Source organism: Marinomonas sp. PE14-40 (assembly GCF_051623805.1).
Taxonomy (GTDB): domain Bacteria; phylum Pseudomonadota; class Gammaproteobacteria; order Pseudomonadales; family Marinomonadaceae; genus Marinomonas.
Genome location: NZ_CP130700.1, coordinates 2606905 through 2630191, shown reverse-complemented (window position 1 = coordinate 2630191; position 23287 = coordinate 2606905). Strand labels below are relative to the sequence as shown.

The 23287-nt window shown below is 41.1% G+C and carries 18 protein-coding genes; 9 read left to right on the top strand and 9 right to left on the bottom strand.

What is annotated here, in order from left to right:
• Positions 1–163: 163 nt before the first annotated feature.
• Together parE and Q0A08_RS12110 are read left to right on the top strand one after the other, a co-directional pair.
• Positions 164–2062, top strand: a complete 1899-nt coding sequence (parE, locus tag Q0A08_RS12115; protein WP_438461797.1) for a DNA topoisomerase IV subunit B — start codon at positions 164–166, stop codon at positions 2060–2062.
• 412 nt (positions 2063–2474) lie between these two features.
• A complete protein-coding gene (locus Q0A08_RS12110; RefSeq protein ID WP_438461795.1) occupies positions 2475–3410 on the top strand; it encodes an HD domain-containing phosphohydrolase in 936 nt (311 codons plus the stop codon).
• A 10-nt stretch (positions 3411–3420) separates the two neighbouring features.
• Here the strand turns inward: Q0A08_RS12110 and rrtA are convergent, their stop codons facing one another.
• Positions 3421–4062: a rhombosortase gene (rrtA, locus tag Q0A08_RS12105; protein WP_438461794.1), complete on the bottom strand. Its 642-nt coding sequence runs from the start codon at positions 4060–4062 to the stop codon at positions 3421–3423.
• Positions 4063–4510: 448 nt separating this feature from the next.
• Between rrtA and Q0A08_RS12100 the strand changes: the two genes are divergently transcribed.
• Positions 4511–5122 carry a UPF0149 family protein gene (locus Q0A08_RS12100; protein ID WP_438461793.1) on the top strand — a complete coding sequence of 204 codons (612 nt, stop codon included), beginning with the start codon at positions 4511–4513 and terminating at the stop codon, positions 5120–5122.
• Between the two features lie 68 nt (positions 5123–5190).
• Here the strand turns inward: Q0A08_RS12100 and Q0A08_RS12095 are convergent, their stop codons facing one another.
• The 5 genes from Q0A08_RS12095 to Q0A08_RS12075 form a co-directional block, all read right to left on the bottom strand.
• The gene (locus Q0A08_RS12095; RefSeq protein ID WP_438461792.1) at positions 5191–6387 is read right to left on the bottom strand and encodes an aromatic amino acid transaminase; all 1197 of its coding nucleotides are present in this window, start codon (positions 6385–6387) and stop codon (positions 5191–5193) included.
• 288 nt (positions 6388–6675) lie between these two features.
• The gene (locus tag Q0A08_RS12090) at positions 6676–8340 is read right to left on the bottom strand and encodes a formate--tetrahydrofolate ligase (protein WP_438461791.1); all 1665 of its coding nucleotides are present in this window, start codon (positions 8338–8340) and stop codon (positions 6676–6678) included.
• Positions 8341–8661: 321 nt separating this feature from the next.
• Positions 8662–9957 (bottom strand): DSD1 family PLP-dependent enzyme, encoded by a 1296-nt coding sequence (locus Q0A08_RS12085; protein ID WP_438461790.1) that lies wholly within the window; start codon positions 9955–9957, stop codon positions 8662–8664.
• Positions 9958–9966: 9 nt separating this feature from the next.
• Positions 9967–11376 carry a D-arabinono-1,4-lactone oxidase gene (locus Q0A08_RS12080; protein ID WP_438461789.1) on the bottom strand — a complete coding sequence of 470 codons (1410 nt, stop codon included), beginning with the start codon at positions 11374–11376 and terminating at the stop codon, positions 9967–9969.
• Between the two features lie 75 nt (positions 11377–11451).
• A complete protein-coding gene (locus tag Q0A08_RS12075; protein ID WP_438461788.1) occupies positions 11452–11811 on the bottom strand; it encodes a c-type cytochrome in 360 nt (119 codons plus the stop codon).
• A gap of 238 nt (positions 11812–12049) precedes the next feature.
• Here Q0A08_RS12075 and Q0A08_RS12070 point away from each other — a divergent pair, with 238 nt between their 5' ends.
• From Q0A08_RS12070 to Q0A08_RS12060, 3 genes are all read left to right on the top strand, one after another.
• On the top strand, positions 12050–13093 hold the full coding sequence (locus Q0A08_RS12070) for an AraC family transcriptional regulator (protein ID WP_438467584.1): 1044 nt from the start codon (positions 12050–12052) through the stop codon (positions 13091–13093).
• A gap of 267 nt (positions 13094–13360) precedes the next feature.
• Positions 13361–14485, top strand: a complete 1125-nt coding sequence (locus Q0A08_RS12065; protein ID WP_438467582.1) for an outer membrane protein transport protein — start codon at positions 13361–13363, stop codon at positions 14483–14485.
• A gap of 148 nt (positions 14486–14633) precedes the next feature.
• Positions 14634–15830, top strand: a complete 1197-nt coding sequence (locus Q0A08_RS12060) for an oxidoreductase family protein (protein WP_438467580.1) — start codon at positions 14634–14636, stop codon at positions 15828–15830.
• A 46-nt stretch (positions 15831–15876) separates the two neighbouring features.
• On the opposite strand, the gene hrpB is transcribed toward Q0A08_RS12060, so the two are convergent.
• Positions 15877–18495 (bottom strand): ATP-dependent helicase HrpB, encoded by a 2619-nt coding sequence (hrpB, locus tag Q0A08_RS12055; RefSeq protein ID WP_438467578.1) that lies wholly within the window; start codon positions 18493–18495, stop codon positions 15877–15879.
• 84 nt (positions 18496–18579) lie between these two features.
• On the bottom strand, positions 18580–18897 hold the full coding sequence (locus tag Q0A08_RS12050; RefSeq protein ID WP_438467576.1) for a 2Fe-2S iron-sulfur cluster-binding protein: 318 nt from the start codon (positions 18895–18897) through the stop codon (positions 18580–18582).
• 158 nt (positions 18898–19055) lie between these two features.
• Between Q0A08_RS12050 and Q0A08_RS12045 the strand changes: the two genes are divergently transcribed.
• Positions 19056–19943, top strand: coding sequence for an AEC family transporter (locus Q0A08_RS12045; RefSeq protein WP_438467575.1), 888 nt, complete (start codon positions 19056–19058; stop codon positions 19941–19943).
• Between the two features lie 6 nt (positions 19944–19949).
• On the opposite strand, the gene Q0A08_RS12040 is transcribed toward Q0A08_RS12045, so the two are convergent.
• Entirely contained in the window at positions 19950–22004 is a 2055-nt protein-coding gene (locus Q0A08_RS12040) for a putative bifunctional diguanylate cyclase/phosphodiesterase (RefSeq protein WP_438467574.1), read from the bottom strand.
• A 273-nt stretch (positions 22005–22277) separates the two neighbouring features.
• Between Q0A08_RS12040 and Q0A08_RS12035 the strand changes: the two genes are divergently transcribed.
• Both Q0A08_RS12035 and Q0A08_RS12030 read left to right on the top strand, forming a co-directional pair.
• A complete protein-coding gene (locus tag Q0A08_RS12035) occupies positions 22278–22553 on the top strand; it encodes a hypothetical protein (RefSeq protein ID WP_438467572.1) in 276 nt (91 codons plus the stop codon).
• A 202-nt stretch (positions 22554–22755) separates the two neighbouring features.
• The gene (locus Q0A08_RS12030; protein WP_438467570.1) at positions 22756–23190 is read left to right on the top strand and encodes a hypothetical protein; all 435 of its coding nucleotides are present in this window, start codon (positions 22756–22758) and stop codon (positions 23188–23190) included.
• Positions 23191–23287: the final 97 nt, after the last annotated feature.

Sequence of the window (23287 nt, the reverse complement as noted above, 5' to 3'; positions counted from 1 at the left end):
TAGACTTATTCTATTTCAATTCTAGTTTTTTTATCGACTGTAAACTCATGCAGGGCAGTGTTAGACTGATGCCCAATAAAGTTTAGTAATCCACTTACCTTCTTGTCTTATCAGCACAAAAAGCGGATGAAGAATACAATCTTATACAGAAGTTGGAAAAAGAATGTCTGCCAATCAATATAATGCGGATTCTATTGAAGTCCTAAGTGGCTTAGAGCCAGTACAAAAACGTCCTGGTATGTATACGGATACCGCCCGACCTAACCATCTAGCCCAAGAAGTTATCGATAACTCGGTCGATGAAGCATTAGCAAAGCATGCTGATAGGGTTGAAGTAATCCTACACAAAGACGGTACCTTAAGCGTTGAAGATAATGGCCGTGGTATGCCTGTCGATATTCATCCTGAAGAAGGTGTGTCAGGTGTAGAGCTAATCTTAACCAAACTGCATGCTGGTGGTAAGTTCTCTGGTGATAACTATCAGTTTTCCGGTGGCTTGCATGGTGTGGGTGTTTCTGTAGTAAACGCCTTATCGACTCAACTTGATGTCTGGGTAAAACGAAATGGTATCCAATACCATATTGCTTTTGCTGATGGTTTAAAAACACAAGACCTAACTGAAATCGGCACCTGTGGTAAAAAGAATACAGGAACAAAAGTAAGCTTTAAAGCTGATCCTAAGTACTTTGACTCTGCTAAATTCTCTGTTTCCAGACTTAAGCACCTGTTAAAAGCCAAGGCGGTATTATGCTCTGGCTTACATATGATTTTTATTAACGAGTCAGGCTCAGAAGTCGAAAAGGAAGAATGGTTCTTCCAAGATGGTTTAAAAGATTACCTTGCTCAAGCAAATGCCGGCTTTGAATTACTGCCTGAAACGCCGTTTGTTGGTGGCATCATAGAGGTGACTCAAGGCGTTGACTGGGCGGTACAGTGGTTACCAGAAGGTGGTGAGTTAGTCACAGAAAGTTATGTTAACTTGATCCCAACAGCGCAAGGCGGTACCCACGTAAACGGGTTAAGAACAGGACTTCTTGAAGCCATAAAAGAGTTTTGTGACTTTAGAAACCTGTTACCAAGAGGGGTCAAACTAACAGCAGAAGATGTTTGGGAGAGATGTAGTTATGTATTGTCAGCTAAGTTGCAAGAGCCGCAATTTTCGGGGCAAACCAAAGAGCGTTTATCTTCTCGTCAAATTGTGGCTTTTATTTCTGCCACAGTAAAAGATGCCTTCAGTTTATGGTTAAACAAGCATGTTGATGATGGGCAAAAAATTGCTGATATCGTTATTTCTAGTGCGCAAAAACGGATGCGTGCTAGTAAAAAAGTCGTGCGTAAAAAGATTACACAAGGCCCAGCTTTACCAGGAAAGCTAGCAGACTGTGCGGGACAAGATACAGCCCGAAGCGAACTTTTCCTAGTGGAGGGTGATTCGGCTGGTGGATCTGCTAAACAAGCCAGAGATAAAGAGTTTCAAGCGATTATGCCTTTAAGAGGTAAGATCTTGAACTCATGGGAAGTTGACTCATCAGAAGTCCTTGCCTCTCAAGAGATTCATGACATTTCTGTCGCGCTAGGGGTTGATCCTGCAGACAGTGATCTATCCCAATTAAGATATGGAAAGCTTTGTATTCTGGCGGATGCGGACTCGGATGGATTACATATCGCGACGCTACTTTGCGCCTTGTTCGTTAGGCATTTCCCTGCGTTGGTTCAAGCTGGTCATATCTTTGTTGCTATGCCGCCTTTGTATCGAATCGATGTGGCGAAAGAAGTGCATTACGCCCTAGATGATGAAGAAAAAGACATCATCTTGCATAAGCTTGCAGCAGAGCATAAGCGTTCTACGCCAAATGTTCAGCGATTTAAAGGACTAGGTGAGATGAACCCGTCTCAATTGAGAGAAACTACCATGGCGCCTGATACCAGACGTTTGATTCAGTTGACCATGGAAGATGTGGAAACAACGGGTGAAGCCCTAGATCGTCTTTTATCTAAAAAGCGCTCAGGTGACCGTAAAATCTGGCTAGAAACCTATGGTAACCTTGCCACTATTGACTAACATGTTAATTTCATTATTAGGTTTAGTTAAGGAACCTACGATTAAGCCACCTATTCTCAGTCTTATCAGAAAAAGTGACAAACAAGGCGTCACTTTGATGTAATGTAGGTACCTTTCGAGAAGGGACAACACAGAGTGTCATTTTTTCTGAAAGACTCGAAGGGCGTGGTCTAAAAGCCCTATATTTAAGTTGAGAGCCTTATCAATAGAGCAACTATTAAGTTGTGGCCCTCGTCATAAACCTAGGTGCTTTTATCTACACGCTGAGGCGGGAGGGCTTATTCGGAGGTTCCTTAATACTGTCCATTTGTGAAGTATTGACTGAACCTAGTGACATTCCTTTTGTCCTAATCTATATATTCATTTCAATGGCATAAAGTGCCACTAAGACTTACATATCATAGGTGTTTTTATGAGTTTACTGAGGAAGGTAAATCAATGGGTCTCTGGTTCTGCAGATAATTCAATTGATAATATAAGCGACTCTCATTTCACCAGCTTATTATCCAGTTTAATGACCATGGCTTGGTTTGTAGAAGCTCGAGATCCTTATACGGGTGGGCATTTGTGGCGCGTGTCTAAATTTTCTGAGTTGGTTGCACTCAAAGCTGGCTTATCTAAGGATGATGCTGCCCGTATTAGTCTAGGTGGTTTTTTACATGATCTAGGCAAGGTAGGTATTCCTGATGCGATTTTACGTAAGACTGATAAATTAACGGATGCTGAATACGAGATTATCAAAACTCATCCGGATATTGGCTTTCGCATGTTATCTGGACATCCGTTAGCTGACTTAGTCAAAGATGCTGTCTTATTACATCATGAAAGGCCTGATGGTCGTGGCTACCCTCAAGGTCTTAGAGCTGAAGATATTAGTGATATGGCGAAGGTAGTGGGTCTGTGCGATGCGTTTGATGCGATGACAAGCTCTCGCCCTTATCGTGCTGGTATGCCACAAGAAAAAGCGCTTTCGATTATTGCAGCAAATAAGGGAACACAATTTGACGCAGGCTTTGCTGATGCTTTGATTGCTTTAGGTGAGGCTGGTGAGCTTGCCCATATTATTGGGCACAGTGACGAAGGCATTCCACTTCAATCTTGCCCTTCTTGCGGTCCAACGATAGTGGTTCAAAGAGAAAGCCAAGTAGGCGATCATCTACATTGTCCTAGCTGCACTGGGAGCTTTGCACTTGAGAAAGAATCTAATGAATTCCATTTAACGCCACTTAATCAGGCAGCGAGCGCAAAAGAGTTAGAACCTAAACTGGATACTGACCTGATTAATCGCCAACTGGATCATGCGATTACCGGGCTAAATCAAAAAACTATTATTAAGCATTTGGCTTAATTATTCATGTTTAGGAAAGGCCTGGTAGACGAGTATCAGGCTTACGTCTTGAGCGCTTATCGAGGTATAAACATAAGATTGCAGCAGGAACACCGCTAAGAACACCGATTAAGTGGACATTTTTGGCGATTATTATGCCTTGTTCGGCGACAAAGTGGGTGGTTTCAAACCAAGGCTGTAATTGCAACATCAGTACTAAGATCACAAGATTACAAATGAGTTTATTCGAGCGCCAATAACGAATTGAGCCAAAAGCAAATAAGCCATAAAGAATGCCAGAAAAGCCTGCGTAGGTATTTAGCTTGTAGCAGGTAATCAAATAGCTATCGATGACAGCGAGTATAAAAAGGGTGCTTAAGGCTTGCTCGTAAAATGACTTACCTGATTTCATATCATCCATGAATAGCCAAATGTAAATCATTAGGCCAGACATATTCATAATCAGATGGTTAATGTTCCAGTGGGTGAAGTGAGCCGTAACATAGCGCCAAACGTCTTGCTGCCAATCACAAGTAGTGAGCCATAAGTTGGTCCAAGACTCACTATAAGGGGCAAAAAACATCATCAACACGAATATACTGAGAAAAAAACCTTTTAAGGGCTGGCTCAACATATTTGGCGAATCTGTCTTAATTAATTGAAGTATTTGCATAATGACGACATTGGCTACTCAATAGTCTATGAGATATATCAAAGACACTTACACAATATTACATTAAAACGGCAGTTTTATGGCTATTTTTTGTAAAAGAAATGTTTATCTCTTAATAAAATCGTCGAAATAATCTCTTTAGTGCTTTTCTATCTTTTAGATTTAAAGCAATATTTTCAAAATATACTGATTGACTTGATTGTTTTTTAATCAGCCTGATGCTGTTTAGTTTGTGAACTTGCTTGACTTTATGAAACTGAAGACGAGCTTATTTCAATTATCCAGTTCTTTTCAGGTTAGCTTGAATAGGTATCAAGTAAGTAAATAGGACTAATTTTTCATTAGAAAATGAAATGCTAAAGCAAGATAGGAAATTTCGAGTTAAAATAGAGATATAGCTTTGTTTTAAATGTAGGTTTTTATGTTGTGTGCCTACTAAGGAATCATTATGACAGAAGAGCAAAATCAAGATGCGATTGATGAAGACGCTCTTTATAACCGTCTTGATCATTATCTAGCGAGTTATGGTTGTGAACGTTCTTTAATGTGTGTATCTGAATTAGATGGTTACTTTACTGCTTTGGGTTGCACTAAAGATAGTCTTGAGCCTGATGCTTGGATATCAGGTATTTGGGGGGTGGATGAAGACCAGCCAGCCTGGGCATCACCAGAGGAAGAGGAAGAGTTCTTAAGTCTCGTTCTTCTTATGTATGTTAATACGATGGACTGTCTTGTAAAGGGTGAACTGCATCCTGTTTACTTACAAGTTGAAGTAGACGGCGATCAGGAAATTGTCATTGATGAGTGGTGTGTTGGTTTTATGCGAGGGGCTCGTTTAACTGGCTTAACGCGAAAAGGTGACAAAAGCTTCTTAGATGAAGTTTTAGCATCGGTAAGGTTGTTTGGTACAGAGGCGGGCTGGAATAAATTGGATAACATGAGCCGAGAAGAAATTATTTTTTGGCAGGAGCTAATTGAGCCCTCCATTATGCGTCTTGCTCAGTTTAATCATCCAGAAATTAGTTTGGCTGAATCCAAGAATCCACCGGTTCTGCATTAGATAAACTGAGATTCAGCATAAAAAAAGGGAAGCTATCATGCTTCCCTTTTTAGTGCTTTTAAAAGCGATTAACCAACGACAGTTGCGATAGATTGAGCAAGGTACTCAAGGTTATCGTCTGTGATACCTGCGATATTCATACGACCAGTATCAGCAATATAAATAGAAAACTCATTACGCAATCTAAGTACTTGCTCAAGCGTTAAACCAGAATAAGAGAACATACCTCTTTGATCTTTAATAAAGCTAAAGTCTTTTGTGCATGATGATTTTGCTAAGCTTTCTACTAACTTATGGCGTAGGTCGTTAATACGATCACGCATCGTCGCTACTTCAGCTTCCCATTCTGCATGCAATACTTTGTCTTGCATAATCGTATAAACCACAGACGCACCATGAGCAGGAGGCATCGAATAGTTTGCACGAATCGCCATACCAACAATAGAAAATGCGTTGCTTGCCTCTTCTGTTGTTTCAGCAATGATGCTCATACCGCCACAACGTTCGCGATAAATACCAAAGTTCTTAGAGAATGAGTTAGCGATTAGCATGCTAGGCACACGTTCTGCCATGTATCTAAGACCTGCCATGTCTTCATCTAAGCCATCACCAAAACCTTGATATGCAGCATCAACTAGCGGTAGTAAACCTTTTTCAAGTACTAGCTCTGTAAGGGCGTGCCAGTGCTCGATTTTCAGGTCAATACCGGTTGGGTTGTGACAGCAAGCGTGAAGTAAAATGGCATCACCTGCTTTTACTTCTGCTTTAAGCGTTGCCATCATGTCGTCAAAACGAAGACCGTTCGTTTCGGCGTCATAATAAGGGTATGCCGCGATCTCAATGCCAGAACTTTTGAAAATAGGTAGGTGGTTACCCCAAGTTGGATCACTTACCCAAATTTTAGGATTAGATAAGTTAGCACCAATGAAGTCGGCTGCAACTTTTAGTGCGCCAGTACCACCTGGCGTTTGTGCAGAGAAAATACGTTTATCAGCAATAATTTTGCTGTTTTCACCTAGAAGCAGTGTTTGTACAACAGGTGCAAATTCAGGTGCGCCATTAATGCCAATATAGCTTTTAGAGTCTTCTTGCTCTAATAAAATTGCTTCGGCTTTTTTAACACTATTTAAAATCGGCGTATGGCCAGAATTATCCTTATAAACACCTACACCCAAATCAATCTTTTTAGGATTTGGATCATTACGGTGAGCTATGATGAGCGCTAATAAAGGATCGCCTGGAACCGCTTTTAAATGCTTAAACATGGTGCTTGAGTCCTATTTTTCAGAGGGGTCGTAAAGCTTGCTGCTAATTTGTATCTATCTAGTAGAGCAAGTTAAAAATCGTCTTTTATTCTGCCGTATTTGCATATAATTACAATCATTAAATAGGGAATTTTATTGACAATAATTTCTTTGCCTGTAAAGAAATCGATACAGAATATAAAAAGGGAAATAGGCTTTAAGTCGAGGAGTAGACTCTTAAAGAAGTTGATAGAAAGCGACTTGGTTTTAAAGGAAGGAACAAGCGAGTCTTGTTCCTTCTTCTATGGGTTACTCTAGACCTTTAATGATACCGTTTTCTAATAGCTCAATATTATTTGCTGCGGGTTGCTTAGGTAAGCCAGGCATACGCATAATATTGCCTGTCAGCACCACTAAAAAGCCGGCTCCTGCATTGATCTGTATGGCTCTGACCGTCACTTCAAAGTCTCTTGGTCTACCATGAAGTGTTGGATCATCAGATAAAGAGCTGGGTGCTTTAGCAATGCAAACAGGTAAATGGGTGAGCTCGAGTTGCTCCACATGTTTTAAGTCTTTTTCTGCTTCTTTGGAAAATGCCACATCAAATGCCCCATACATGGCTTTGCAAACAGCTTTCACCTTTTCTATAACGGGTAAGTCTAATTGATATAGCGGTTGGTAAGGACGGTTTTTACTAACAGACTCCATCACTACTTTCGCTAGCTCAATAGCGCCTTTGCCGCCATTTGCATGGTGAGTTGTTTCTGCAAAAGATACATTATGTTGCGCGCATCTGGCTCGTATTAAGTCTATCTCTTCGTCTGTATCGGTCGCAAAGCGATTTAATGCTACAACAGGGTGTTTATTAAATAATTCCACGCTTTCAATATGCTTATCAAGATTCTCTAAGCCTTGCTTAACTGCTTCTAAATCTTGCTTAATTAAGTCATCTTTGGCTTTGCCTCCATGCATTTTAAGTGCCCTGACAGTGGTTACGAGTACCACAGCATCAGGGTCGAGTTCAGCAATACGACATTTTATGTCAAAGAACTTTTCTGCGCCAAGATCAAAGCCAAAGCCCGCTTCTGTAATGGCCCAATCAGCATGGTGCATGGCCATACGTGTGGCAATAATACTGTTACAACCATGCGCAATGTTGGCAAAAGGGCCTCCATGTACAAAGGCGGGTGTTCCTTCAAAACTTTGTACTAGATTAGGCTGAAGTGCGTCTCGTAATAAAGCCATCATGGCACCAGTAATATCCAGTTGTTTCGCGTGAACTGGCGTTCCATCAAAGGTGTAGCCAATTAAGGTTCGATCAAGTCGCTTTTTTAGATCTTTAGCGTCGGTTGCTAAGCAGAGCATAGCCATGACTTCTGAAGCCGCGGTAATATCAAAGCCACCTTCACGAGGAATGCCCTGCATTTTACCGCCTAAACCAAGCACAATATTTCTCAAGCTTCTGTCATTCATATCCATGACTCGACGCCAGACAATTTGCCTTGGGTCTATGTTTAGCTGATTACCTTGGTAGATGTGATTATCGATTGAAGCAGAAAGTAAATTGTTTGCACTGGTGATGGCATGAAAGTCACCGGTGAAATGCAGATTAATTCTATCCCCTGGCATAATTTGGCTATAACCACCGCCTGTTGCGCCACCTTTCATACCTAAGCATGGGCCTAAGGATGGCTCTCTTAATGCCAAACATACGGATTCATTTAATTGTGTGAAGGCTTGGCCTAAGCCGATTGTCGTGGTGGTTTTACCTTCGCCAGAGGGGGTGGGGGTAGTAGCGGAAACTAAAATGAGCCGGCCTCGTTTGCTGCTAGTTGTTTTTAAAGCATCCAAGTCGATTTTGGCAATGTCTTTGCCATAAGGTAAAAGGTGGGCGGGATTAATACCTAAACGGTCGCTGATTTGAGTAATCGGTTTGGGGCTAAATTGCTGTGCGATTTCAACGTCTGTTGCCATGATTGGCTCCTTGGTGATAATTAACACGCTTTCAAAGTTTGGGGTCTGCTTCTTTTTGGAAGGCGAATAACGGCTTCCTTTCATACCTATAATTTAACCTGTTATGAATCTTGAGAATTTGACCTAAAAGGCCTTGAGGATCATTGAACTTATAAGACACGCATAGTGCGTCAAGCTAAGAGCAAGTTCCCAAAAGTGAAAGTTTGCTTACGCACCTTATTAAGCTACAACTCAAACTTGAGCTTGTCAAAAACATATAGAGTGGGGGAATAAGGCAGAACTTACTTTTTCTGCCTTATTGTGAATAAGTTACGAGAGGAATTAACCAACTTGCTCTGATAAAACAGGCCAACTGGCGGTGATCTTACCTGTCTCATAAAGTGAAATATTACCGAACTGTAAAAAGACAAACTCACTTTGCGTCGGTCTTAAAAATATCCAGTCATCGACTTTTAGTTGAATATTATCAGAGCCATTTAACATTTCTTGATTAGTCGAGTGTCCCCACACAGGGTTAATGCTGAGACCCTTAGGTGAGATAGGATTAGCTTTCCAATTACCGCCATAGGTATAAAAGGTTTTACTGCGATTAGGGTTCCAAATGGACATCAGTCGACCTAAGCCATCAACGCCAGGAATTTGAGTATCTTGCATCACTTTTAGTACTGGTGTGGCGATAAAGGCGGCTGCGACATGATCAGACAGGGTGTCTAAATCAAAATCACTTGGTTTTACTAAGCAAGAGCCTGCTGCCACTTCGTTATGAGGGTAATCACCTTCATCATAATACTGATAAGTTGGGCTGCCTGCAGAGTTTAGAGTGAGTTCATCGGCACTTTTTCCAGAAATTCTAAGTGCGATGGCCAGCTTATCTCGATAGCTTTGCATGGCAGCATCCCTCAAAGCTATTTTACGCCCAGGTACTTTTGCCAAGTGAGGCTCATAGCCCATTAGACCTGTAAAACTTAATGCAGGATCAGCATCGATTTGATTAAGCATTTTCTCGAAGAGTAGATCATCGGCAACACCACCACGATGGAAACCTACATCAAGCTCGATATTAATCCGCATTTTAACCTTAAGACTATGTGCCAATGCTTGATATTGGTGGAGTCGTTCTGGGGAGTCGATCAACCACTGTAGTTGGGTTTCATGATTAAATTCTGGCGTTTGATTAGCTGCATAAAGGCGATAAAAATTGGCCGCTGCAGTAACTGGCATAGGCTTTCCTAGCAGCACATCTGAATCAGGCAAAGCTTGAGCAACCTGATTCAAAAAAGGCCGGTGGAATAGCATAAGTTTGTTGGTTTGTGATTGCTCCATAATTAAACGCAGTAGCGGAATCGAGGGTAAAGATTTCGCGACAATACGATAATCAAAGCGTCCAGCTAAATGCGCTTTAAGCACCTTAATATTGTCAATTAATAGGTTTTTATCTATTACCAAGTTAGGTTTGGAAAGGGCTTTATTATCTAAGGCCAAGCTTAGCTGATTAAAATAGTGATTATGGTTTTCACCAATATCACTTGGTTTGGCAATGCCAAGGCCTGCAAAGGCAGCTAGGCCAATCCCCCCAAGGATAAAGCGACGACGTGAAGGTTTGACTTGATCAGACATGTTGCGCTCCTATGCAATATCAAACAGGCTTTTTAAGTAAGGATTTAAAAACTTACCTTTTGGATCCAATGACTGCCTGATGTCTTTAAAATTTTGCCAATTAGAATAATGCTCGGCAAACTCCTGGCTTTGCATGCTATTGAGTTTGCCCCAGTGTGGACGGCCATGATATTTTTTGAAAATAGGCTCAACCGCTTTGAACATGGCTTGATAGTCTTCGTTATAGAATCTATGGACAGCAATGGAACAAGTTTCACGACCGTTAAAAGGGCTTAACCAGATATCATCACTTTTTACGAAGCGGAATTCGAACGGGAAGAAGACTTCATCAAAATGTTTCTCGACAGTGTCTCTAATTTCTCTGAAAGCTTGAACGGCATATTCCCTAGGTAAGTGATATTCCATCTCATTAAATCGTACATTGCGTTCTTGCGCATAGTTTTGCCAAGAGTTGGCGATGGTCACTTCTTTTTCAATTTTTTGCATTTCATGACTTAAAATATATTCCCTAATTCTAGGAGACCAAGCTAGCCAATCCCTTAATTGCTTGAGGGTCTCAGTACCATCATTTTGGTCTATCTTATCTGTGACAGAGGGGGCTTCATCTGTGATGTTGTGGGTATCCATCAAGCCATAGCCAGAAAAGGGGATATAGTAGAATTCGAAATTACGATTTGCCTTAGCAATCTCTTCGGCATTATCGAGAATATCATCAATAGCGAGACAGCTTGTTTCGCGTCTAAGGCGATACTTGGGCATATTTTGTAGACGAATTTGAGTAACAACTCCTAAAGCGCCAAGGTTAACTCTGGCTGCTTGGAAAATATCCGAGTTTGTCTGTCTATCACAAGACAAAGCCTCTCCGTTGGCAGTGACTAATTCTAAGCCTTCAACAAAGTCCGATAAGCAACCTAAGCTAGCCCCTGTGCCATGAGTGGCAGTACCCAGCGCTCCTGCTAATGTTTGCTCGTCAATATCAGGCATATTTATCATGGCTTGACCACGTTCAGCTAATGGTTTGCCTATGTCTCCCAAACGAGTACCCGCCATAATGACGGCTTGATTAGTGGCTTCATCATGGGAGATAACCCCTGTCATACGGCTAAGAGACAATATTGTGTCTTGAGTCGGCACAAGGGGGCTAAAGGAATGACCAGCACCAACAGGGCGTATATGACCTTTTGCCTGAGTAATAATGTGCTGCAGTTCAGCAAGACTTTTGGGGGCAATGCGTGACTGAGGGAAGCACTCTTGAGAACCTGACCAATTTCGCCAAGGAAGGCTTTTTCGAGTAACTTTCTCCAGCGTCTTTTCAGACGACATTGTGCTGGTTTCTTGTGCTAAGCTGATAGTAGGGCTTAAGCTTGCACCGACTGCTGTACCAATTAATGAGCCTAATAAATTGCGTCGACTAATCATAATCTGTGTCCTTATTCTTGTTCTTAGAAAGCAATTGAAAAGTATGTATAAACTCGCCTGACAGCGGTTTAATGACTATTTGCTTTGCGCCATAAATTGAATGAGTTGCTCAAACTCTTCTTCACTGCAATCCATGCACATGCCAAATGGCGGCATGCCGCCAAAACCATTCACTACATGAGTCAGTAAAGTTTCCATGCCTTTATCTATTCTTGGCTGCCAAGCGATGAGGTCGCCTGTAAGAGGGGCTTGTGTGTCAGGGTTTGCATGACAAGCAACGCAACTACGTTGATAAATGCCATTTAGGTCTTTGTTAGAAGGCGTAAGTAACCTTGCTTGTTCAAGCCTCATTGCATCATCTTGTACCTGCTCACAACCTGTAATGAAAAGGGAGATAAAGCAGCTTGCTAGCAGTAAAAAGTAGGGTTTAAGCATGGTTTTTACCTTTCAAATACGGATATTAAGGAAAATAAAACTCGCTTATCGCCTGAGCAAAAGAGTGTTTAGCTAGGTTAGTAATATGCGCCTGAGTAATTATTTTCTATTTTTGTTGTCAATTACTGAATATCGGATTTAAATGGTAGGTAGTTTTCACAGCAAGAAAAACCACATATGAGGCCAGACCCTGACAATCTCGGCCAATCATAAAAAATAAAAATAATGAAATAACCTTATGAATCACACATTGCGTTCACCTTTGGTGCCCTTTGCTCGACAAGATTGCGCTATTCCAACTTATTTGTTTCACCTGCTAACGAGTCTTTTTTATCAAAGGGGCTTAAACACGGCCGCTTTGACTCAAAATGCTGGTATTAAAGAAGGGGAGTTGACCCAAGAAGGTACCTTGATCTCCTTTGATCAAAGTATGGTGATTATTGATAATGCGCTAACACTCAGTGGTGATACTGCATTGGGTTTAGCGGTAGGTAGCCAAGAGAGTTTGAGTGATTTAGGCATGTTGGGTTATGCGATTGCCAGTTGTAAAAATGGTTGGGATGCACTGCGTATTTCAGAAAGCTACTTTCAAACGACAACCAATCTTACTCATGTTGAAATGAGTTTTGGTGAAAATGAATGCAGTCGATTCTCTCGTCCTACCCATCAAGTTTCTGATCATTTATTCAGATTTTTGGTAGATGAGGATTTATCAGGTCATGTGAAATTAACCCGTGATTTTCTAGACGATTCTTATGCGCCGCTTGCTGTGCATTTTGCCTACCCAGAGCCTGATAATTTGAGCTTATACCAAGTCTTTTTTCGTTGTCCTTTAGTTTTTGATGCACCTGTGAGTCAGGTCGTGATTCAGCAAGAAGATTTAGAGCGCACGAATCAGTCTTATAACCCTGTGACTGAAAGCCTAGCGATTAAGCTTTGTGATGACATGCTACTGCAGCAAGACTCTAATCGTAGCCTTGTTGGTAAAGTGCATTTAGCGTTATTACGAGCACCTGAAAAATACCCTTCTATTCAAGAAGTGGCCGAACAACTTGCTATGAGTGAACGTAGTTTAAGACGACGGCTTACTGAACTAAATACCTCCTATAAAGAAATTTTTAATGCGGTTCGCCAAGAGCTCGCTTTACGTTATCTACAGGACTCAAACCTTGCGATGGAAGATATTGCGCAACTTGTTGGCTTTAGCGATAGCACCAGTTTTTATCGCTCTTTTAAGAAGTGGACAGGCAAAGCTCCCTCCAGTTATCGCAGTAAAGTTTAACGCTATTTACGCTCGTCCTAAGCTCAAAATGAATTAGTCCGATTTTGTCAGGATATGGCCGAGCTGGTTATTCTTACTTTCAAAAAAATCATGATAGTCTGAAAATCAATGCTTTTAACCACATTTAGTTTGAATTTCGCCACTTAAAGTGACCTTTAAGACGCTTACCTTAGTGCTCTTTTTCTGAGAAGGTTTCTTGAAAAGCGGTGATTTCTCTAATAACGCTTAGGAGCATGGAAAACAATAATAAAAAATTAGGGACTATCCATGAATAAATTCAACATGCCGTTTGTGTGTTTAGCACTCTTGGCTCCTTTCTCAGCAAGTGCTGCTGTCTATGAATTCACACCTTATGATTTAAGCTTGGTTTACAGTGATAAAGAAAAGGTCAATCTTGCTTATTCAAGTTATCGTTATAATTTTAACGGAGATTACTCGACAAGCTTAGGTGGAGGGAAAACCGGAGAATCTTTTGATGATACTAAGGTATATACCTTAGGCTTGCATAAGCAACTCACAGATAAGATCGATGTCAGCGCACAATTGTATGATCCCTATAATCTAAATGTTTCCCATCAAGAAGGCTTTTATGCAGGTACCAAAGCCTTAGTAGAAACTCAAAGCTTAGCGCTTACCTTTAAATATCAATTTAACGAAAGTTATTCCCTAATAGCTGGGCCTACCATTAATAAAACATCAGGCAATATGACGATAAATAGTAATATTGCCTCAGTCTCAGCTAACCAAACACCGGGAAGTGTCCCCAGTATTGAAGCGGATTTTGGCTCGGATACAGCGCTTGGTTATATTGCGGGTGCTTCTTTTGCAATCCCTGATATTGCATTGCGAGCCAGTCTCGTCTTTCAAAGTAAAGTCGACCACAGTTTTAATGTAACAGAAACAAGTGACATTATTTTATCGAATACGGGGGGTGCAACAGACACGGCTAAAAGTGGCAGTGATTTTATCTTACCTCAAGCCATCATCTTTGATTTTCAAACCGGTATAGCAGAAGGAACATTGCTAACCTTTAGCGCCCAGTGGCGTGAGTGGAGTGATCAAGTGATTAGCTCATCTGTCGCGGGAGAGCTGGCAACCTATGAAAAGGATGCCATGACTTATAAGTTAGGGTTAGCCAAACAGTTTAGTGATGAGGCTGGTGCTTATATTCTATATATTCACGAAGAGCCATTAGAAGAAAAAGTAAATCCGTTAGCCCCAAATGACGGTTACCGAGGTATCTTTTTAGCGGGTTCATATCTTGTAGATGATATTAATTTAATTGCCGCTTATGAATATGCTGTCGCTAAAGATGTGGAAGATGATATGGGAACTAAGTTTGAAGATAACGTCATCCAAGGTGTTACTTTTATGGCTGAGTATTATTTTTAATTACTTGGTTCCAGCGTTATATTTCTATTCCTTTTAACTAAGGCTCTCTTTATTAATCCCCTTTTTAAAGAGAGCGACATCTCCAAAGTTCTGAGTCTCAGTCATTAAACTGATAGAATGCTGTTTTTTGCTTAATAGGGGAGTGGCTTTGCAGCCTTTAGCAAGAGACAAACAGATTTTTAATTCAAGCTTTCAAAATTTACTGTCTGACAATCTAGATCAAGAGGTTATTCGCCATTGGTTAAAACAAGGCTTTCAATTAGAAAAAGTTAGCCTTGGACAAAGGGTTCAAAGTTTGTGGTCTGGTTATGGTGAAATCGTTAAGTTCGAACTTACCCCATCTTTATCTCAAGCTTCATCTAATGCAAAGCTACCCACCTCTGTTGTCGTGAAGTGGGTTAATCCGCCAGAGAGGGTTGTTCACCCAAGAGGCTGGAAAAGTGATATTGCTCATCAAAGAAAACTATCTTCTTATCAGGTCGAAATGAATGCCTATCGGCTTTTTAACCAAACAAGAAAGCTGGAAAATTGGCCTAGTAACTTAAATATCCCTTATTGCTATCAAGCTTATTATGATCGAAAAAGTTGCCAGCAAGTTCTTCTCCTTGAAGACTTAGATGCTTCAGGCTTCCCATTAAGGTATGACAGCTTAACTGAGACTCAAATCTTGCCTTGTATTGACTGGCTGGCAAGTTTTCATGCCTTCTTTCTTCAGGACTTTGCTAAACCAGATAATAGGGGGATGTCGAGTCACATGCCGCAAGGTTTTGAAAATAAAGTGGATAACTTTGCTACTTGTTCACAAGGTTTGCCTAAGCCTTTTGGATTATGGCCAATAGGTAGCTATTGGCATTTGGCCACAAGACCAGATGAATGGCAGAAAATGCCAGAATCAAAGCTAAAACAAAAAGCAGCAGCCTTAGATAAAAAGCTCAATAACTTAAGGTTTAAAACCCTGATTCACGGGGATGCCAAGGTCGCTAATTTTTGTTTTTCAAAAAAGAGTCAGACCGATGGAGTGAAAGTCGCCGCTCTAGACTTTCAATACACGGGTATTGGCTGTGGCATGAAAGATTTCATTTATCTGCTTGGTAGTTGTTTATCTGAATCAGAGTGCCAAACCCACTGGGGTCAGTTACTGGATGCTTATTTCGTTAAGCTAAAAATGTGTTTAGCTGAATTAAATTCTGAGTTAGACATCAAAGCCTTAGAGCAAGAGTGGCGTTTTGCTTTTGAGTTGGCTTGGGCTGACTTTCAGCGTTTTTTAGAAGGCTGGTCTCCTAACCATAAGAAAAACACGAGCTTTAGTCGCGCATTAACCGCCAGTGCTTTGAGCAAGCTTTAAAGCTTGCTCTTTCTTTAATGAGTTTGTTCTTTTTTGAGTAAGTTTGCTAGGAATCTCGGCTTAACGCTTTTTTGGTTTTGGCTGAGGCAATGGCTTCTAAAGGATTGTCAGGCCAAGGGTGTTTTGGATACCGGCCTCGCATCTCTTTTTTCACGTCATGGTAGGCATTTTGCCAAAAGTGCTCTAGGTCCTGAGTGATGGCCAGAGGTTTTTGAGCCGGTGATAAAAGCTCAATTTTCACCTTGGTGCCTGCAATTTTAGGTGTTTTCAATGTGCCAAACATCTCCTGTAGTTTGACTTTTAAACTAGGGGGGAAGGCTTGATAATCTAATCGAATTTGGTTTCCCGAAGCGACTTTCAAACTCTCTGGCGCAAGCTTTGCCAAGGCTTGTTGCTGGTTCCACTCCAATTGATTTAGCAAAATATCAGCAAGGGATAGCTGGCTTAATTTAGCATGAGTGCTGACATTCGCTAAGTAAGGAGCCAGCCATGCCTCTAGGCTGTCCAGTAGGCTAGCATCATCCACTTTGGGCCATTGGAACTGTGCAATCTGAGCAGGTAAGTTTGGCTGATCTGATTCAATTATTTGGTGAATAAAGGCAAGTCTATGTCTTACTCTCAAGGCGGCTTTATCCCAGTTTAAAAGGTGTAACCCTAAGCTTCTTATATGTTGGCAAACCGCCTGTATTTGAGCCTCTTCAGAAATCTGAGAAAGCTTTTTGGAGGCAATGCACAATCCACCAATCATAGTATCTTGGCTGGAAAGTAACCGCTCACTATTTTTAGGCCAACTCACCTTTTCAACGACGCTGGTGAGTTCATGAAGCGCACTCTCAAAGAGGTGAGGATTTAAAGGGCTCGCTAGGAAAATCTGATCCTTATTAAACTTGCTGTTACCGCCGGTTTCTAAGGCAATGATAAAACCTGCTTTCGCAACGGCTTGGCTTTTATGTAGCTGAGCTAAACGACCATTGGCTAACTTATAATCTTGCCACTGGCTGCTGTTATCTAGCGCTTGTTGTTTGGCAATACGATCTGGATAAGCGCAGGCAAGCAAGTAGCTTATTTTGTCCTCTTGTGTAAATGCCGCTAGATCAGATGCCGTAAGATGGTTTGAAGTTAGCTCAATCTTATTCACTAATCCCTGTGCCAGTTTATTCATTTGCTGTAACAACTGTTGCTGGGTTTTAGTGACCTTTTGGTTTATCTTAGTGTGAAAACCTAGTGCTTGTTCACTCAAATCCATTTGTTGAGTTTGGCCGCTATTGCCTTCCATAATAAGCGCACCTAAAAGTGTGCTTAATTTGCTTTCTTTAATCGCGATTCCTGCAAGGATTAATCGACCAATACGGGCTGAGGCAGAGAATTGAGACATGGCTTCACCTAACGCGGTTAGCTTTAAATTGTCTTGTTTCTCTAAAGCACCTAGGTGTTGTAGAAGCCCAACAGCTTGTTGCCAATGACCTTCTGGAACTGGGGTTAACCAGGTCAAATCTTGGTGGTGGCTGGCTCCCCATTTAGCAAGCTCTAAAGCAAGGTTGCTAAGGTCTGCTGTAATGATTTGAGGTTGAGCTTGTTCCATGAGGCGGCTTTGCGCGTCTTCGCTCCACCACCGATAACAGACACCTTCTGAGGTACGACCGGCACGGCCAGTGCGTTGAATACTTTCAGCTTGGCTTACCTTTCTGGTATGAAGGCGGGTCAGGCCTGTATTCGCATCAAATCTGGCTTCTCGGCTTAAGCCAGAATCAATCACGACCTTAACGCTGGGAATGGTTAAGCTGGTCTGTGCGATCGCAGTGGCAAGTATGACTCGTCTCTTATTCGCTTTATTTGAGGAATCATCTGAGTGCTTGTTAAGTGCCAATACCGCTTGCTGAGCTTTAAAGTCTAATTTGCCGTAGAGAGGAAGCACCTCGCAATGATCCGCCAGCTGATCTTGCAAGCTTGATTCTAGTCGGTTGATTTCACTTTGACCGGGTAAGAAAACAAGAATATCACCTTCATCATGGCTTAGTGCATGACACACAGTACGACTAAGGTGAGGCAGTATCTCATCTTGTTTTAGGTTTAAGTTTTGATAATTGACCCTGACAGGAAAGCTACGGCCTGGGCAAAATAAACGACGACAACCTAAGGCTTTTTCTAAAGAAGCTTGCTCCAAGGTCGCCGACATGATGAGCAACTTAAGCGGTTCTTCTTCACGAAGAAAATCACGGCTTTCAAGACACAGGGCTAAAGCCAAGTCTGAATCTAGATTGCGTTCATGAAACTCATCAAAAATGATTAAACCTATGCCCTCAAGGCTAGGGTCATCTTGCAATAATCGAACTAAGATTCCTTCGGTAATGACTTCAATACGCGTTTCTGGGCTGACTTTTTGTTCGTGGCGAATGCGGTAGCCCACAGTTTTACCTAGGGGTTCTTTGAGCAGCTCTGCCATCCTAGCTGCAGCGTGTTTAGCTGCTAATCTTCTTGGTTCAAGTACGAGTATTTTCTGCTGCTTTAACCAAGGTTGATCTAATAAAGCTAAAGGCACTAAGGTGGTTTTACCTGCTCCAGGCTCTGCTTCTAAAATAGCTTCATCATGCTGGTTAAGTTGTTGACGAAGAGGCTCAATAATTTGAGTAATTGGCAGATCTAGAGCAGTAAAATCAAAGGGCATGGAGAAAAATCAAATTAGTTGAGAGTTGAGGATAGGTTTATCTTAACTGATTTAGTGTGACTGAGCTAAAGGTCTGAACTTGTCTTAAGGCCTATTTCGCTTTGGCCTTGGTGCTGGTGGCACTTCAATCTCGATATCGGTTTTACAGTGTGCAATACAGGGCAGTATATAACCTTGCTCTAATTCTTTCTGGTTCAAGCCAAAAGGTTCTCGTAAACCATAGTCTACCTCGCCAGCATAGAGCTTGGTTAAACACACGCCACAAACACCGTTATCACAGGCTTTTCGTACTTCTCGACCTTGTTTCTCTAAGCTTTCAATAATATTTTCTTCTGTGCTTGTCTGGTAGCTCATCCTTTGGTCGGATTGACTCAAGGTGATCTTAAGGGTTTTATCTCTCATTATCTTTTCTTGCATATGCTGTATTTAGCCCTTGATCAAACTAGCTTGCGGTTAATTAATATTAACTTTAGCATGCGCACCTATAAAACCCATGCTTTTAATAAAGAGACGTTATCAGCATGGAAAAACGTACTACCTCAATACTTTAAGGAATGACAATGGAACAGTCCGAATTATTATCACGTACTTTTGATACGGTATTTCCTTTGGTGTTTGTGGTGCTCGTTGGTTTTTTATATGCAAGGTGGCGTGCGACGGATATGACGATAGCCAATCGCATCAATATGGATGTGTTTGTGCCCGCTTTAATCTTTTCAGTCATGGCGTCTGGCAGTTTCCATGTGATGCAGTACAAAGGCTTGATTCTCGGGGCCGCTGTTATTGTGGTTGGTTCTGGGTTGTTAGCCTGGCCGATTGCCAAGTTTATGGGCGTCTCTACCAAAACCTTGTTACCACCTATGATGTTTAATAACAGCGGTAACCTAGGTATTCCTTTAATGGTGTTGGCGTTTGGTGAATCCGTTTTACCTATTGCTGTCGTACTTTTTCTGACAGAAAACCTGCTTCACTTCACCTTAGGCATGTATCTCATCAACCCTAAAACCAAGCTGAAAAGCATACTCACCATGCCGATGGTATTGGCGACTATATTTGGCTTACTATTTAGTTTCTCTGGCTGGAGTATGCCGGTTTCCTTATCTGTCCCGATTGATATGCTAGGGCAAATCTCTATCCCATTAATGTTATTTGCTTTGGGTGTGAGAATGAATGATGTGGACTTAACCAACTGGCGCTTGGGTTTATTAGCGGGTATTTTATGCCCGTTAACAGGCCTGATAGCCGCCCTTGTCTGGCAGCAGATTTGGCCAGTAAAGGAGGAGTATTTTGCTTATCTTTTAGTGTTTGCCTGCTTACCGCCAGCCGTACTGAATTATATTGTGTCTGAGCTGTTCCAGCAGGAACCAAACAAAGTTGCCTCTATGGTACTAATAGGTAACTTGATTAGTCTAGTCACCATACCAGGCATCTTACTTTATGTGCTTTAAAGCACTTTATGTTTGATTAAGTACATTGTGTACAGCTTTATGATCTTCGAAGACAAGCTTTTCAAAGGCCTTGGCATTTAAGGGTTTGGAGAAATAAAACCCTTGGTAAAACTCACAACCGAGCTCAAGTAAGGCAGCCATCTCTTCTTGATTTTCTACCCCTTCTGCGACAACTTTCATTTTTAGTTTTTGAGCTAAAGATAAAATACTGTCAGTAATATCCTTATCGACTTCATTCTTATGTAGGTCACGAATCAAGGATTGATCAATTTTGATAACGTTCAGAGTCAGTTCACGTAAGTGACGAAGAGACGAATAACCCGTTCCAAAGTCATCTAAAGAGAGCGACATGCCCATCTCTTTAATTTGAGCTAGCTTCTGCTTAGCTAGATGTTCATCTTTGAATAGACAGCTTTCCGTAATTTCTAGCTCGATCAGCTGTGGCGGGCATTTACATTCAACCAAGAGCTCTTGTACTCGTTCAACAAAGTTTGGGTCTTGAAATTGAATAGGGCTGATATTAATCGCAAGGCGACTAAAGTTATGAGGTAAGCCTTGATGTAACCACTGGGTAATCTGTAGAAAAGCCGTCTTTAATACCCAATCACCTAATTGATAAATTTGTCGTGTTTCTTCACTAATCGGAATAAAGTCACCAGGGGATATCTCCCCTAAAATAGGATGCTTCCAACGGGCTAAGCACTCTGCGCCTATGATGTCGCCATCCTTATTACACTGAGGCTGAAATGCGAGATAAAACTCGTTGTTTTCAATGGCACTGTGAAGCCCTTGCTCTATGCTGAGGCGCTGTTCTGCCTGAATATGAAGCTGATTTTCGTAGAAGTGGTAAGTGTTGCCACCTTCTGCTTTAGCTTTGTACAAGGCAATATCAGCATGACGAAGGATATCTTGGCCTGTGTTGGAATCTTGTCGAATAATAGAAATACCAATACTGGCTGAGGTATGTAACAAATGGCCAATTAAGGTATGAGGTTCTGCAATAGAAGTCAGTATTCTATTGGCAAGTCGAGTTGCCTCAATTTGAGCTTCTTCTTCGTTTTTCGCGATATTAGGAATTAAGATGACAAATTCATCGCCGCCAAGTCGGGCAACACTGGTATCGTCATTTTTAAACTCACTTAAACGCTTACCTATTGTAACCAGTAGCGCATCACCAACCGCATGTCCTAGTGAATCATTGATATGCTTAAATCTATCAAGATCCATATAAAAGAGTGCACCAATAGTGGGTTGGTGCTGAATCTTGATAATAGCGTTATGCAAAATGTCAGATAGGTGGCGACGGTTTGATAAACCAGTTAAGAGATCAAAGTAGGCGTATTCCCTTAACTGTGCTTCGGCGCTCTCTCTTTCTTTCCAAAGGGCAATAAACTGTTTAATGAGTAGGCCAAACTCATCTTTTTTAATTTTTAACGGCGGGTTGTCGATGGCTTTATTGTCATACTTAATCGAACTGATCCAAAGGGTTAGCTTAGTTAAAGGGTGGGTGAGCACCATATAGAAAAAGGCTAATAGAATCAGAGATAGGATGAGGTTTTTAATCAAGCTTAACAAAAAGACATTTGTTGCCCTTGCGATAAAGCTTTTCGCGACAGCTTGAGAATCTAAGCTAATACTAAGAGAGCCCACGTTGATGTCTTTAGGTGAAAAAGTAAGTGGGATTTCTAAATGTTCTTGTTCACTAAAGAGGTAGGTGGCAATGATTTTTGTGAGTTGGTTTTCATCACTGGGTTGGGCTGTATCACTAGCGAGCTGACTATTAAAGTCATCCATAATTTCGGCTTTAATAATATCAGGGTGAGATAACAGACCTTTAATGACCTGCTTAGCCAGTGGCGAGTTTAACTGATAGGCGGCTTGAGCGGCTGGGTCATGCGATAGCAAAAGAATACTACTGAAGCGCTGTTGGATTTGCTTTTTTTCACTCTCGAGATCTAAAAAAGCCTGCAAAATCCCAAACATCAAACTCAAAATTAATGAGGCTGCAATGATTGTTTGCGCATGTTTTACCGATGCTCTGTCTTTTATACGAATAGCCACTATATAGTCTTTCCTTTGACGCTACATATCTAAATATTAAATATTTACCAACAGATTAATAAGATGCGATCCATGAAAACTGATATTTCAACCATTTAGACGTCCGCTAGGCGTCTTATTAAAGCATGTTATGTTAGCGTTTTCGAATGTTCGTTTTACGTGAAAAATTAGCCATGACCAAGGTGCTAGTTCAAGGATAAAAATTTATCAATCTAGTTAATATAGTTTATGTGGCATACTAATGCCTCTGCTTAACTCACAAGGAGACAAGACGTGCAATCTGATCCTAAGGACTTATTAAAAAAGAATAAAGAATTGATTCACTCTAATGACCTAAAAGTAACATCCCATGTTCAAAGACCACAAGAAGATTGGGTTTTGCATACTGTTATGATTGAGGGTTACGAAGTCCCATTTCGTTTTAAACGCCAAGGCAAATATCAAAGTTTGAAAGGCGCGAGAGTTAACCTTACCTATTACCCCAGTACTGAAAATGTTGCAGGTATCTCACTAGAAGTCATGAGAGTTGTAAGAATAAAGAGAAGTTAGTACTTACAAACTTAAATTTTATCTGCCTTAAAAACTTTCTAGCGAATCGATTGTCTATAAAATGAATCGTGCTTTGTATCACGAATATCTTTTTGTTTGATTGTGTAAACAAAGTGAAATAAATGAAAGTTGTCATCTGTCTGGCTGGCCTCATGCCGAGCTTTATGTCAGCATTCGTAACAGATTTTTTTAGGTGATAATTATGAACTCAGTAAAACAAGGAATAATTCTCAGCATTTTTGCTGCTTTATTCTTGCTGCAGTCCATCTCTCAATTATTGCCTATGCATGGGGTTGATACTTTTCAAACTCCGTCGACACTCGCTTTCCAATCTGCGCACTCTAGCTCTTCTGATGTGGTTCAATTTAACTCTGCCAGCCCTATGCTTGAGCATAAAAATATGGCGAGTATGTCTGCTTCATCTCATTCTGACATGACAGGAAACTGTGAAATTCATTGTCAGATCATGGGGCAAGATTGTGCTGAAATTATGTGCGCCAGTTTGGTATATGATGCTCTTATCAAACCTTCTTTGCAGGCTTCTTCCATGCAAAGTGTCAATTTCTATTCCCATTCAGAGCATTTTAGCTTTAGAGCCAACTTCCTTTATCGGCCTCCGATTAGCATTCTTTCTTAACCATTATTTGTGATGCATTAGTGTATTTGATTTAGCTCAGGCTTGTCTTAGATAGGCGACGCTTGTCGAAAGTCTCATTGCTCTAATTGATCACATT